The following is a 13,026-nucleotide window of genomic DNA, read 5'->3' as shown; positions in this document are numbered from 1 at the left end:
CACGACGGGACGCTGTCACGGCTCGAGGTGGAACACCATCACGCCGGGCCGTTCCTCGCGGGTGACGCCGAGGCCGGCCAGGGGTTTGCTGAAGGCGTCCGTGGCGACCTGCTGGTCGCCGTGACCCCGGCGCAGCGCCACGACCGTACGGATCCCCCGCGCACGCAGATACGTCACGCTGGCGGCGTCCGGGAAGGATGCGGCCTTGGCGCGAAGCTCGTCGAGGCTCGGCGGGATCATGCCGCTGGAGCCGTTCGCAATGGTGGGGAAACCGTCGGTGGACCACAGCATGGCCAGCTCGTCGTCGAGCTTGTTCGCGGGCAGCACCAGCAGCGGCTGCGGCAGCGCGCGCATCGCCACCGGCGGCTGCGGCACCTTGACGAAGTTGGCGTTCTGTACGCCTTCGAGCAGCACCAGAGCCGTGGGGACGAGCAGGGCCACGCACAGTACGGGCCGCAGGGCGCGCCCGGATCCGCCGGCCAGCTTCGCCTGCGCCCGCTCGGCCAGCGCGGTGACCATGCCGGCGGCCAGCAACGCCAGCAGCAGCGTGACCCAGAGGACGAGCCGCCCCGGGGTCCGGATCGCGTTCCAGCCGGGCAGGAAATGGTGCAGCACCTGGTACGGGTAGTTCGCGGGCGCCCGCATGCCCATGCCCAGCCAGGCGAACCCGGCGACGGCCACCACGATCAGCACCCGGTGGCGCCGGGACCAGACCGACCACAGCAGGCCCGCCAGGGCCAGCCCGGCCAGGAAGAAACCGGGCAGATTCCAGGACTCGTTGCCGCCCTGGGTCGCCATCGCATCGCGCAGCGCCCCGTTGCCGCGGCCCCACAGCCACTCGAACGACGGCGCCGTGAGGAACTGCCGGTAGTCCCCGGAGTACGAGGTGACCTCGGCGAGGGTCCGCGCGCTGTCCGGGTAGGCCCGGTTGACCGCAAGGTAGGGGAGGGCCATGAGCACGGTCACGGCCAGGAAGATCACCACGCCGGCCAGATCAGACCAGAACAGCCTCCGGCCGAACGGCGGCCGCCGCCACAGCCAGAACGCCAGCGCCGCGGCGGTGAGCGTGCCCAGCACGTACCCGAATGGCAGGCCGAGGCCGAAGCCGAGGGTGACCTGCCATGCGGCGACCAGCCAGCCGGCCAGTGCCCAGCCGGGCCGGGCCAGTTCGGGGCGGTAGCCGTGCCGCAGTGCGTAGCCGTGTCCGCGCGCCAGCATGGCGAGCGCCAGGGCGATACCACCGATGGACAGGATGTTGAGGTGCGACAGGTGCCCGTAGCGCCACGGCGCGTACGCGAAACCCGCGCCGGCCGTCAGGGCGCCGAGCCGGTTCGCGCCGAGCTGGCGGGCCAGCACGTACGCCCCGAACGAGGCGAACGCGAACACCAGCACGAACAGGATGTTGTAGCGCAGCACCGCAGCCCCGAAACCGGAGCCGATCAACCCGGCCGGCAGATAGCCCAGCAGCGAGTCCGACCACGCCAGCGGCAGCGTCTCACCGAAGTGGGCGTTCGTCTGCCACAGACTGCCAGGGTCGTGCTGGACCGCCCACCCGTTCCACGCGACCTGCCACGCCTGCAGACTGGGATCCCAGTAGTCGGAGGCGAATGTCCCCGACAGGTCGGTCACCAGCGGCCACGTCATGCCCACCGCGAGGGCCAGCGAACCCACCGCCGCGAGCAGCCACTCGTGCCGCAGCCAGCGGGCCGGGCCCCGGTGCCGCGGTGCGGAGATCGCGGGCGCCTCAGCGTCCTGCGCCGCCGCGCGATACCGCGTGTCCTGGACGTCCGCCCGGTTTCCCAATTTCCTGATCTCCCCGTTTCGTACGGTCCCGGATGACGCGGTCGCCGGCCGGGACGGCCACGAGATCATAAGGGGATGCGTCGATGGGAGGACAGCTCCGGCCGTCCAGGCCGGCCCTGTCTCCCGAGCGGGTCGCGCTGGCCGGCTTGTCGTACCGGCGGTCGCCAGCGATCATCGATCGTCACTATGCTGTCGCGATGCTCGATGCCTCGCCCGCCTCCGCCACGACCCCGGCGACCCGGCGCACCGTGTCCGTGTCTGCGCCGCTGCTCCTGACCGTCGTATTGGTGGCCGCCCTGGCCGGCGCAGCGGCGGCCTACCTTGTCATGAGTGCGCGAGGTGTGCCCGACATCGTGCACGGGACGATCAGCGGGGTTGCGGAAGACCCGCACGGGAACATCACCGCGATCGCGTTCCGCTTTGACGATCATGACTATGTCCTGCCGGGCGAGGGCGAAAGCCTGCCCGTGATGGCGAACGTCAGCTGGACCGACGCGTCCGGCCAGAACCACGCGGGTGATCGCCCGGCCTGCCTCACCGGTGCCTCGAACGGTCGCCGGATGGAACTCGGTGTCGTGGACCTCCACGGAAAGGGGGTCTGGCCCACGCAGGTCGTGGTGTGGGTCCACTGCCTTTGACGAGCTCGGCAGTGTCCGATTGAAGCGCTTCCGAGCGCTATTGCGGTCCCCACGGTAGGTGGCTGTTCGGCGGGGGTGGGATGGGCGGCGGCGTGATCCTTGGATCCGAGGAATGCGGCGGCTGCTCCCGGCGGCTCACGGCCACCCGGCGCAGGAACACTCTCCCCACCACCACGACGACGGTGACCACGATCAGAAAACAGAGCCCTCGGCCCAGCAGGGCGCCGAGCGTCAGATGCTTCATCCTGGGACCACCACCCCGTAGATCGAGAACGAGGTGATGGAGCGTACCCGATCCCGTCCGGCCTGTCTGGCCTGCAACGTTGCGAGCGTGGTGACAGCCCGCGTCTAGCTTGTTACTGCGCAAATGCGACGACTTGCGACCGGTCGCTAGCGTGTGCACGGTGTCCTTCGCCAGCCGTCGATATCGTCGACTCACGGCCCTCGTCGTAGCGATCGCCATGGCGGCGACCGCGGGATGCAGCTCGCCGGGCCCCCCGGCCGCGCCGCCCAAGGCCGGCCGCGGCGCCCATGAGGCGCCGGTCACGCCCGGTCCATCGCAGGGCGCCGGACACGTCGCGGCAGCCCCGTTCGCGGGCAAACTGCCGGCGTTCGGGCCGCCGCCGCAGGCCCACCCGATCACGGTTCCGGCCGGGCCCGTCGCGCCGATCTACAAGAGACTGCCGGTCGACCAGCCGGTGGTGTTCCTGACCATGGACGACGGCCAGACCCAGCTGCCGCAGGCTCGCGAGCTCATGCAGGCGGCGCACATACCGTTCACGATGTTCCTCATCGCCCCGATCGCGGCCGGAAATCCGCAGTTCTTCAAGGATCTGCAGGCGACCGGAGGGGTGATCGAGGATCACACGCTGACCCACCCCAGCCTGCGCGGCAAGTCGTACGAGTTCCAGCGCCGCGAGATCTGCGGGGCGAAGACGAGCCTGCAGCACACGTTCGGCACGACGATGAGATTCTTCCGGCCGCCGTTCGGCAACTACGACCACAACACGCTGCGGGCCGTCCACGACTGTGGCCTGCAGGCGGCGTTCTACTGGTCGGAAACGGTCAACAACGGCAAGGTCTACTACCAAACCCCGGTGCACAAGATCCAGGCCGGCGACATCATCCTGATGCACTTCCGGCCCGCATTCGTCCAGGATGTCACCGCCGCATTGCGGGCCATCCATGACGCAGGCCTCACGCCGGCCCTGCTGGAGAACTATCTGACATAGCGACGCCGGCGCGACAGGGGCAAGCCGTGCGACGGGAGCCGCGTCCCGGACAGTGGAGCAGGGCCGGGCGGTGCGGGTCGCCGGGCAGGTGCACAATCCAGGCGTGACGAGTGAATCGCTGGTGGGCAGGACCGGCTCCGTGGTCACCGCGATCCGCGGCGGCGTCCGGCCCGGCGAGGTGCGCATCGTAGTGGCGGGCATCGCTCACTATTACCTCGCGTACGCCGCGACGGCCCTGCCCGCCGGCACCGACGTACTCGTCATCAACAACCGTGGCGCGCGCCAGGTCGACGTCGAGCCATGGCCCACTGTGCCGCTGGGCGATTGCCCGGGCGGCGTCGTAGAAGGGCAGTAACAGTGTTCGGTTATCGGGTGCCCGCCCCCAACGAGGCGCTTCTGATCAGCGGTCGGAAGCAGCGGGGTGCGGACGCGTTGCCGTTCAAGATCGTCACCGGGCACGGCGTCTTCGTCGTGCCGATCTTCTCCCGGGCCAGCCGGCTCACCCTCGCCATGCAGGAGGCGGAGGTGATGGAGGACTGCTACACCAAGCAGGGGATCACCCTCTCGGTGCACGCCGTGATCGCGTTCAAGGTCGGGGACGACCACGAGTCGATCGCGGCGGCGGCTCGCCGGTTCCAGGGCGACCAGACCCAGATGCCGACGCTGGTGGGCCGCATCTTCAGCGGCCATCTGCGCAGCATCATCGGCAGCATGACGGTCGAGGCCATCATCCGCGAGCAGCAGACCCTGGCCGACGCGATCGTCGACGCCAGCAAGACCGAGATGGCCCGGATCGGCCTCGGCGTCGACTCGCTGCAGATCAGCAGCATCGACGACAAGGGGGTCGGCTACATCCGGGCGCTCGCCGCGCCGCATCAGGCCCGGGTCGACCAGGAGGCCAAGGTCGCGCAGGCCGACGCCGACCGGCAGAGCGCGATGGCCCAGCAGGAGAGCGTGCGCCATCAGGCCGAGTACGCCCGGCAGACGGCGATCGCCAAGGCCGAGTACCAGGCGCAGATCGACGAGGCCCAGCAGACCGCCGCCCAGGCCGGCCCGCTGGCCGCGGCCCGCGCCCAGCAGGACGTCATCGCCGAGCGGGCCGTCGTCGCGCAGAAGAACGCCGAGCTGCGCCAGGCCGAGCTGATCGCCGAGGTGGTACGTCCCGCCGAGGCCGAGGCCGAGCGGATCCGTGCCCTGGCCCGCGCGGAGGCCGACGCCACCAAGCTGTCCGCAGAGGCGGCCGCCGCCCAGGACCGGATCGCCCTGGACCAGGCGATCATCCAGCAGCTTCCGGAGATGCTGCGGGCCGCGGCGCAGGGTCTGCAGGGTGCGAACGTCACCGTGCTCGACGGTGCGGAGGGCCTCAACTCCGTGGTGGCCTCGCTGGCCGCGCAGGGGGCGGCGGTGCTGGAGACGATCCGTACGGGTATGCGGGCGTCTGTGGCCGAGCCGGCGGGCGCCGAGATCACCCCACTGCACGGCAAGGCCGCTGCGCCGGTCGCCCCGACCGCCTGACCGCGGTGTCCCCGGCCTGGCAGGGGGCCGGGGACACCATCCCCGTGCGGGTGCGCGCTATCTTGGTCGCCACCAGCGGGGAGGATTCGTGTTGCGGTCGAAGATCGGACGTTTCGTACTCATCGGCATGAGCGTCGTCGCGCTCGGCGCGTGTGGTGAACCGGCGGCGCGCAGCGCCGACGCCCCCACGTTCGTGACGCCCAGCGCCACGCCCACGATCTCGACCGAGGGTGCCGCGCCGTCCTCGCCGGCACCGGCGCCGCCGTCCGCCTCGGGCGCCCCGGCGGGCAGCGCGACCCCGACGACCTCGGCGACCCCGGAGGCGAAGGCGGCCACGCACGCGTTCCCCGTGGTCGGCAAGGCCTCGTACGCGCACGTGCACCACGACTACCCGGCGACCGACATCATCACCGCGTGCGGCAACAAGGTGGTCGCGGCGTCCAGCGGCACCATCGCGTACGTCGTACGCAAGGACACCTGGAATGCGAAGGTGAACGCGGGCGCCACCCGCGGCGGTCTGTCCGTGGGCATCGTCGGCGACGACGGGGTGCGCTACTACGGCTCACACTTCTCCGCGATCGACCCGGCGATTCAGGTCGGGGCGCACGTCAGCACCGGTCAGACGCTGGGCCGCATCGGCGAGACCGGCGACGCGAGCGCCTGCCACCTGCATTTCGGCATCTCCCCGCCGTGTGCCCGGGGCAGCGACTGGTGGACCCAGCGGGGAACGATCTGGCCCTGGCCCTACCTCGACTCGTGGCGCAAGGGCGGCAACAAGTCGCCGGTTGCCGAGATCTCGGCGTGGAAGGCGAAGAACGGCTGCCCGACCAAGCCCCGCGTCGACCCGTAGGCGGTACGGCGGTCGCCGTGCGGACCCTCGCGAGGTCTGCACGGCGACCGGTCACTCAGGACGCGGGCGGCTCACCGGAGCAGGCGGTGTTCCTCCTCCCGCCGGACGTGCATGCTGATCTGCCGCGCCGTTCGATGCGCGGGCGGGGCCGACGCGTGCGGTGTGCGTGCGGGACTGCGGGAGCCGGTCCGGGCTTCGGCGTTCAGCGGGACGCGATGCGGAAGACCGGGAAACCGGGGGCCGCGGCGGCGATGTCGGCGTCCGGGGAGTCCGCCTTCAGCCCGTCGAAGAAGGTGCCTGCCTCCCACGCCCATTTCCGCAGGTAGACGCGGATCAGAGGTGCCTTCTCCGCGTCGGCGATCTCCACCGGGGTGAACGGCTGGACGCGGCGCCCGAGGCGGAGCTCGCCCTCACCGGCGGCGCGCAGGTTGCGTACCCATTGGGTGTGGCCTCGGGGCGCGAGCAGGTACTGATCGCCCTCGTGCGTGAAGAGGTTGACCACCGTGGTCCGGGTTTCGCCGCTCTTGCGGCCGCGGACCGCCAGGACGCGGCTGCCGAGCAGGCTGATCCCGTGGGCGGCGAGCCACTTGACGGCCTCGTTGAAGGCGTTGGCGCTGCGTTCGGGTGCCAGGTACCGCATGTCTCCTCCTCCATGTGAAGAGCAGTGCTCTCGTCTGGAATCAGTGAACACGGGAGCGCCGTTCTCTGTCAAGAGCAGTGCTCTCTAAATGCTTGTCGCCTGCTCCGGAAACGCGTCCGGGGGTCGCCGCAGTCGCGGCGACCCCCGGAGTGAGCCGTGTCAGCGCAGCGCGGGCTCACCGGCCTCGACGGGCTGCGCGGCGGCTGCGTCGTCGAGCTGCTGCAGCAGCTTCTCGCCCTCGACGTCGACGTTGGGCAGGGCCCGGTCCAGCCATCCGGGCAGCCACCAGGCCGCGCGGCCGAGCAGCGCCATGACCGCCGGGACGAGGATCATGCGGACCACGATGGCGTCGAACAGTACGGCGATGCCGAGCCCGAAGCCGATCGACTTGATGATCGCCTCGTCGCCGAGCATGAAGCCGAAGAACACGCTCATCATGATCAGGGCGGCGGCCGTGACGACCCGTGCCCCGTGGCCGAAGCCGTTGATCACGGCGGCCTTCGGTGCGGTCCCGTGGACGTGCTCCTCCCGCATCCGGGTCACCAGGAAGACCTGGTAGTCCATGGCGAGGCCGAACACGATCCCGATCAGGAAGATCGGCAGGAAGCTGATGATCGGCCCGGTGTGGTCCACGCCGAGCAGGTCCGACAGCCAGCCCCACTGGAACACCGCGACCACCGCGCCGAATGTGGCGGCGACGCTGAGCAGGAACCCGAGCGTGGCCTTCAGTGGCACCAGCAGCGACCGGAACACCAGCGTGAGCAGGACGAACGCCAGGCCGATCACGAGCGCGAGATACGGCGGCAACGCATCCGCGAGCTTGGTGGAGATGTCCAGGTTGATCGCGGTGGTGCCGGTGACACCGAGGTACGCCCCGGCCACCGTCCCGTCGAGGCGCCGGATCGCGTGCACCAGGTCCTCGGTGGACGCGGCGTCGGGCCCGGCGGTGGGGATGACGGTGAGAATCGCGGTGTTCCCGGCCGGGTTGGGCACCGGCGGGGTCACCACGGCCACGTCGTGCAGGCCGCGGATCCGCCCAGCGACCTGATCGGCGGCGTCCTTGACGGACCCGGCCGGGGTCTCCACCACGACCATCAGGGGAGCGTTGAAGCCGGGGCCGAACCCGCCCGCGAGCAGGTCGTACGCCTTGCGCTGGGTACTGTCCGGCGCGGCCGTGCCGTCACTGGGCATGCCCAGCCGCAGCTGCATGGCGGGGATCGCGACGACGCCCAGGCCGATCACGGCGGCGAGCAGCGCGACCACCGGCCGCCGGACGATCGCCGTCACCCAGCGCACGCCGAGGGTCGGCTTGACGCTGTCGCCCTCCGGGTCGTGCTCCTTGAGGCCGGGGATGTGCCCGGCGGTGATCCGCCGCCCCGCGAACGCCAGCAGCGCGGGCAGCAGCGTCAGCGCGATGAGTACCGAGACGGCGACCGTGCCCGCCGCCGCGAGCCCCATCTGAGTGAGGAACGGGATGCCGACCACGGACAGCCCGGCCAGGGCGATCACGACCGTCAGACCGGCGAAGACGACCGCGGACCCGGCCGTGCCGACCGCCCGGGCGACGGCCTCCTGCGGGTCGCGCCCGACCGCGAGTTCGTGGCGGTAGCGGGACACGATGAACAGGGCGTAGTCGATCGCGACTGCCAGGCCGAGCATCATCGCCAGCGTCGAGGTGTTGCCGGACAGGTCGAAGAAGTGGGTGGACACCGAGATGGCGCCGACCCCGATGCCGATCCCGATGATGCCGGTGAGCAGCGGCAGACCGGCCGCCACCAGCGAACCGAACGTGACCACCAGGACGATCGCGGCGACCACGAGACCGATAACCTCGGAGGCGCTGCCGCCCGGCTGGTTCTGCACCGCGTCACCGCCGGTCTCGACGGTCAGCCCCGCGGAGCGGGCGCTCTCGACCGTGGCCTTGAGGGCGTCGCGGGCCGCGGTGGTCAGCTCCGGTGCCTGCACGGTGTACGTGGCCTGGGCGTACCCGACGGTCCCCGTCGGGCTGACCGCCCGGCTCTGGAACGGATCGGTCACCGAGGCCACCTGCGGCGCGGTACGCAACGCGGAGACCGCACGCTCCACGGCGGCCTTGGGCCCGGGTTCGGCGAGCGTGTGACCGGCCGGGGCGGCGAATACGATCCGTGCGGTTGCGCCGCCCGCCCCGGCCTGCGGGAACCGGTCGTGCAGCACGTCGATGGCCTTCTGGGCCGGGGTGCCGGGGATGCTGAACGCGTCCGACGTCGGCTTCGCCAGGGTGGCCGCGCCGATGAGTGTCGCGGCGAGCACCGCCAGCCACGCCACCGAGACCAGCCAGCGCTGTCGGTACGAGAACCGGCCCAGCCGGTACAGCAGGGAAGCCATCAGGATCTCCTGTTCACGAGCACGGGTAACCGTCCGTGCACCCGGCGGGCGAACGGCGTATCGGGGTGGGGGTCAGGCGCGCGGCGTGGCGGCACCCACGGGCAGCCCGGCGCGCAGGTGCGCCAGGCAATCACGGATCAGGTCGGGCAGCGGCCGGTCGGTCGTACCGCCGACCCACAGGTCGATGGACGTGCTGATCGCGGCGCACACGGCGCCGGCCAGCAGCCGAGGGACGGGATCGGTGTCGAGGTCGGTGCCGGTCCGTTCGGCGAAGACCGCGGCCATCCGGATCGCGGCGTCCTGGAACACGACGAGGTTCTGCGCCAGCATCGCGGGGTTGCGGCGGATCTCCTCGGCCAGCACGGCGAAGCTGTCGCGGTCGCCGACGATCTCGGTGACCCCCTGCGGCAGCACCTGGCTGAGGCCGTCCCACACCGGCTCGTCCGCGGGGCGTTCACGCAGCTTGTCGAGCAGTGCGAGGTGGCGCAGCACCAGCTCGCCGAGGATCGCCTCCTCGCGGCTGCCGAAGTAGTTGCGGAACGTACGGGGAGACACGTCGGCCGCCGCGGCGATCGCCTCCGGCGTGACGGCGCCCAGCCCGTGCGTGAGCATCAGGGACCACGCCGCGTGGCTCAGCGCTGCGCGCGTCGCCGCCTTCTTGCGTTCGCGCAACCCGGCCGGTGAAGTCATGTCCCCACCATCGGCGAATCTTGCCGCGCTGGCAAGTTTTCCGCCCCGGCAAGAGAGTGGCGTTGTTCATACCGGCGTGCCGGAGTGCTCAGCCCCATGAATTTCAGACCGGCGGGTGGAGTTCTCGCCTGCTCCGAATCCCGACAACCAGCTCAGCCCGTGAAGAGGCCGATCGCGGCGACGGCGGCCATCCCGATGCCGACCGCGAGGATGATCGTGGCGGTGGCGGCGGGCATCCGGCGCAGCAGCCGTCCGTTCCACCCGAAGGCGCGGGCCCGGTGCAGGCGCTCGCCCCACCTGGCCAGCGCGAACCCGATGCCGGTCAGGGTCGCGGCCAGGCCGACGCCGTATGCCAGCACGACCAGCACCCCATACCAGGCGCGGCCGAGGGCGGCGGCGCCGAGCAGCACCACCACCGCCGACGGGCTGGGCGAAAGGCCGCCGGCAAAACCCATCACGAGCAGCGTACGTACGTGCAACGGCTCATCAGGCGCAGGCACGTGATGGGTGTGGGTCCGGCCCCCGTGGGAGTGCACGAGTGCGCTGACCGCGCCGTGGCTGTGCGGACGTTCGTGCCCCACCGCGGAATGTTCGCGCACATGCCCCGCGGCCACGAGCTCCCTGTCCTGCTCGTGACCGTGGCCGTGTACCGGCTCGTGCTCGTGGTCGTGGCTGTGTACCGGCTCGTCGTGGTCGTGGTCCGATCCGTGGTCGTGGCTGTAAACCGACTCGTGATCGTGGCTGTGGCTGTGGCCCGACTCGTGGCTGCGACCGTGGCTGTGGTTGTGGGCCGGGTCGTGGCTGTGGCCGTGGCTGTGGCCGTGGCTGTGGAGCGGGGCATGGTTGTGGCCGTCGGCCTGGGTGGGCACGGAGACCGCGATAGACCCTGTGGCGGCGTTCCGGCGGCGGGCGCGGTGCAGCATCTGGGCGCCGACCACGGCGACCACGGCCCCGCTGACCAGGCGCAGCCAGGCGTACATGGTGTCGGGGGCGAACTGCAGCGACGTCGCCAGCACGATGCCGAGCGTGAGCACCCCGACGGTGTGGGTGGCGGCCACGGAGAGCGCGACCGTCACCGCGTGCATCAGCCGCCCCCGCGCGCCGACGAGGTACGCCGCCATGATCGTCTTGCCGTGCCCGGGGGCGACCGCGTGGGCACCACCGAGGACGATCGCGATGATGAAGCCGAGGATCCCCACTCCGACCGTGAGCTGCGGCCGCCCGATCAGATCGGTGAACCACGAGGTGAACCGGTCGATGCCCCGGGCCTGCGCACCCGGGTCCCCGGTCGCCGTGAACGGTGCGGGCGGCGCCGCCGGTCCACCGGGCCGTACGGTCAGCGTCGCGGCCCGGACGTCGGCGGTGGGCGCCCCCGGCGGGTACGCGGTGAGCCGGGCGCTGACGCTGTCCGCCGGAACGTCCGAACCGGCCAGCGTGACCCGGTCGCCGACCGCGGTGACTTCGCGCCAGCCGATCCGGTCGGCGAACAGGGCTGCCCGGTACGCGATCGCCGTCTCCCCGGTGATCCGCGCGTCGGCGTGCAGCACGCACTGCAGACGCAGGGTGGTCAGGCCGCCGGCGCCGGGCGGGAAGCTGAGTCCGGCGGGTTCGGCCCGCATCGCCCGGGGCCGCCCGTCGATCGTGAGCGTCGACGCCGCGGCGGCCGCGGCACAGGTGCGGGCGGCGTACCCGTCGCGTTCGGCGGGGGAGTCGGTGCCGTCTCCGTCGGTGTCGATGTCCTCGTGCTGCGCCTGATACGTGGGCAGCTCGGCGAGGTCGAGCACGTAGTCCACGTCGACCCCGGCCACGCTCACCCGCAGGCCCGCGTACTGATTGGTGGTGAAGTTGCCCAGCGGATGCGCCTGCGCCGGGGCCGGGCACAGCAGCGCTCCGGCGAGGCCGAACGCGGCGAGGCAGAGCAGGCGGCGGATCATGCGCGACCTCCGAGGGTGGCAAGGGCGTGCCGCGCCGCCGGGCCGTACCGCGGCGAGAAGTACGGGTTGATCGCCAGCGCTTGCCGCAGATCGGCGCGGGCACCGGCCCGGTCCTTCAGGGCCAGCCGGATCATCCCCCGGTAGTAGTGGGCCTTCGCGTCGCGCGTGCCGAGCCGCAGCCCCCGGTTCGCGTGGGTGAGCGCCTCGCGGTCGTGCCCGGCGGCGTGCAGCGCCCATGCGTACGCGGTTTCGACGCTGACGCTGGGCCGGGCCGCGAGCAGCGCCCGCCCCTTGTCGACCGCGGTGGCCGCCGGGCCGCGATCGGCGTAGAAGAGGACGAGGTCGATGTCCGTGGCCGCCGGGGTCACACCGGGCAGCCGGGCGCCGATCCGTACGAGGCCGTCCGTGCGGGCGGCCGCCGTCGGGTCCCCGGCGGCGGTGAGCACATCGCACAGCGTGACGAGATGGTCCACGGTGGGCAGGACGGCGGTCGCGGCCCGCAGGTCGGTCACGGCACCGGCCAGGTCCCCGCGGGCGGCGGCGACCTTGGCCCGGTCGGCGAGCAGCGCCGGCTGTCCCGGTGAACGGGCCAGCCCCTCGGCGAAGCGTGCGGCGGCGGTGTTGAGGTCGCCCGCGTTGAACGCGAGCTCGCCGAGGTGCAGCAACGCGAACGTGGTGTCCCCGGGGCTGCCGGCGACGTCCAGGGCCTGCTGCATGAGCCGGGTCGCGCCGACGGTGTCGCCGCGCAGCTCGAACAGGTACGACGCCCGCGCGTACGAGCCGGTGTCGGGGCGCAGGTCCAGCATCCGCTGCACCGCGGCGGTGGCCTCGGGGTACCGGCCGAGTTCGACGTACGCGTCGGTGAGCACGCCGTACGCGTCGGCGGAGTACGGGTCGGCTGCCGTGGCGCCGAGGGCGTAGCGCAGCGCGCCGCGGAAGTCGTGCTCGGCCGCGGCCAGCGCGCCGAGGCCGGTCAGCGCGGCGGCATTGCCGGTGGGACGTACGCGCAGCGACCGGCGCAGGGCGGCCGCGGCGGCGGGATAGTGCGCGGGGTCGTACGAGATCCGGGCGAGCTGCACGTGGGCCATGCCCAGTTGCGCCCAGGCCTGCCAGTCGCCGGGCACCTGATCGAGGTGGGCGGTGGTCCGCGCGACGTACGCGTCGAGTTCGCGGGTAGCGGACCCGGGTGCGGCGGCCGCGTCGGCGGCCCGGCTCGGTGGGCGCCGGACCGCCGGATCGAACGCCACGCCCGCGGTGATCAACGTCGCCACGGCCGCGGCGCCGACCAGCGCCAAACGCACGATCCATCGTCCACGCATGGCGCAGGGTCCTCTCCGCCGGGCCGTCTACCCGAACACAC

Annotated in this window: 12 protein-coding genes; 5 read left to right on the top strand and 7 right to left on the bottom strand. The window is 71.9% G+C overall.

Annotated elements, in window-relative coordinates; translation table 11 throughout:
• Positions 1–15: 15 nt before the first annotated feature.
• Positions 16–1,803: a hypothetical protein gene (locus tag ACMCNK_RS11810; RefSeq protein WP_412736443.1), complete on the bottom strand. Its 1,788-nt coding sequence runs from the start codon at positions 1,801–1,803 to the stop codon at positions 16–18.
• A 146-nt stretch (positions 1,804–1,949) separates the two neighbouring features.
• Between ACMCNK_RS11810 and ACMCNK_RS11805 the strand changes: the two genes are divergently transcribed.
• A complete protein-coding gene (locus ACMCNK_RS11805) occupies positions 1,950–2,441 on the top strand; it encodes a hypothetical protein (protein WP_412736442.1) in 492 nt (163 codons plus the stop codon).
• Between the two features lie 37 nt (positions 2,442–2,478).
• On the opposite strand, the gene ACMCNK_RS11800 is transcribed toward ACMCNK_RS11805, so the two are convergent.
• Positions 2,479–2,685 (bottom strand): hypothetical protein, encoded by a 207-nt coding sequence (locus ACMCNK_RS11800; protein ID WP_412736441.1) that lies wholly within the window; start codon positions 2,683–2,685, stop codon positions 2,479–2,481.
• 160 nt (positions 2,686–2,845) lie between these two features.
• Between ACMCNK_RS11800 and ACMCNK_RS11795 the strand changes: the two genes are divergently transcribed.
• The 4 genes from ACMCNK_RS11795 to ACMCNK_RS11780 all read left to right on the top strand — a co-directional run bounded on the left by ACMCNK_RS11795 (position 2,846) and on the right by ACMCNK_RS11780 (position 6,038).
• Positions 2,846–3,673 (top strand): polysaccharide deacetylase family protein, encoded by an 828-nt coding sequence (locus ACMCNK_RS11795; RefSeq protein WP_412736440.1) that lies wholly within the window; start codon positions 2,846–2,848, stop codon positions 3,671–3,673.
• A gap of 103 nt (positions 3,674–3,776) precedes the next feature.
• Positions 3,777–4,028, top strand: a complete 252-nt coding sequence (locus tag ACMCNK_RS11790; protein ID WP_412736439.1) for a hypothetical protein — start codon at positions 3,777–3,779, stop codon at positions 4,026–4,028.
• Positions 4,029–4,045: 17 nt separating this feature from the next.
• Entirely contained in the window at positions 4,046–5,188 is a 1,143-nt protein-coding gene (locus ACMCNK_RS11785) for an SPFH domain-containing protein (RefSeq protein WP_412736438.1), read from the top strand.
• An 88-nt stretch (positions 5,189–5,276) separates the two neighbouring features.
• Positions 5,277–6,038, top strand: coding sequence for a M23 family metallopeptidase (locus ACMCNK_RS11780; RefSeq protein WP_412736437.1), 762 nt, complete (start codon positions 5,277–5,279; stop codon positions 6,036–6,038).
• Between the two features lie 202 nt (positions 6,039–6,240).
• On the opposite strand, the gene ACMCNK_RS11775 is transcribed toward ACMCNK_RS11780, so the two are convergent.
• The 5 genes from ACMCNK_RS11775 to ACMCNK_RS11755 form a co-directional block, all read right to left on the bottom strand.
• Positions 6,241–6,678 (bottom strand): nitroreductase family deazaflavin-dependent oxidoreductase, encoded by a 438-nt coding sequence (locus tag ACMCNK_RS11775; RefSeq protein WP_412736436.1) that lies wholly within the window; start codon positions 6,676–6,678, stop codon positions 6,241–6,243.
• Positions 6,679–6,837: 159 nt separating this feature from the next.
• Positions 6,838–9,042, bottom strand: a complete 2,205-nt coding sequence (locus ACMCNK_RS11770; RefSeq protein WP_412736435.1) for an MMPL family transporter — start codon at positions 9,040–9,042, stop codon at positions 6,838–6,840.
• Between the two features lie 72 nt (positions 9,043–9,114).
• Positions 9,115–9,732: a TetR/AcrR family transcriptional regulator gene (locus tag ACMCNK_RS11765; RefSeq protein WP_412736434.1), complete on the bottom strand. Its 618-nt coding sequence runs from the start codon at positions 9,730–9,732 to the stop codon at positions 9,115–9,117.
• Between the two features lie 152 nt (positions 9,733–9,884).
• Positions 9,885–11,666: a sulfite exporter TauE/SafE family protein gene (locus ACMCNK_RS11760; protein ID WP_412736433.1), complete on the bottom strand. Its 1,782-nt coding sequence runs from the start codon at positions 11,664–11,666 to the stop codon at positions 9,885–9,887.
• Positions 11,663–12,985, bottom strand: coding sequence for a tetratricopeptide repeat protein (locus ACMCNK_RS11755; protein ID WP_412736432.1), 1,323 nt, complete (start codon positions 12,983–12,985; stop codon positions 11,663–11,665). The genes ACMCNK_RS11760 and ACMCNK_RS11755 overlap by 4 nt, the downstream gene beginning before the upstream one ends.
• Positions 12,986–13,026 lie beyond the last annotated feature (41 nt).

This window comes from Krasilnikovia sp. MM14-A1259 (genome assembly GCF_047159535.1).
Lineage (GTDB): Bacteria > Actinomycetota > Actinomycetes > Mycobacteriales > Micromonosporaceae > Actinoplanes.
The sequence above is the reverse complement of the archived record's forward strand: the minus strand, read 5'-3'. Positions and strand labels throughout refer to the sequence as shown.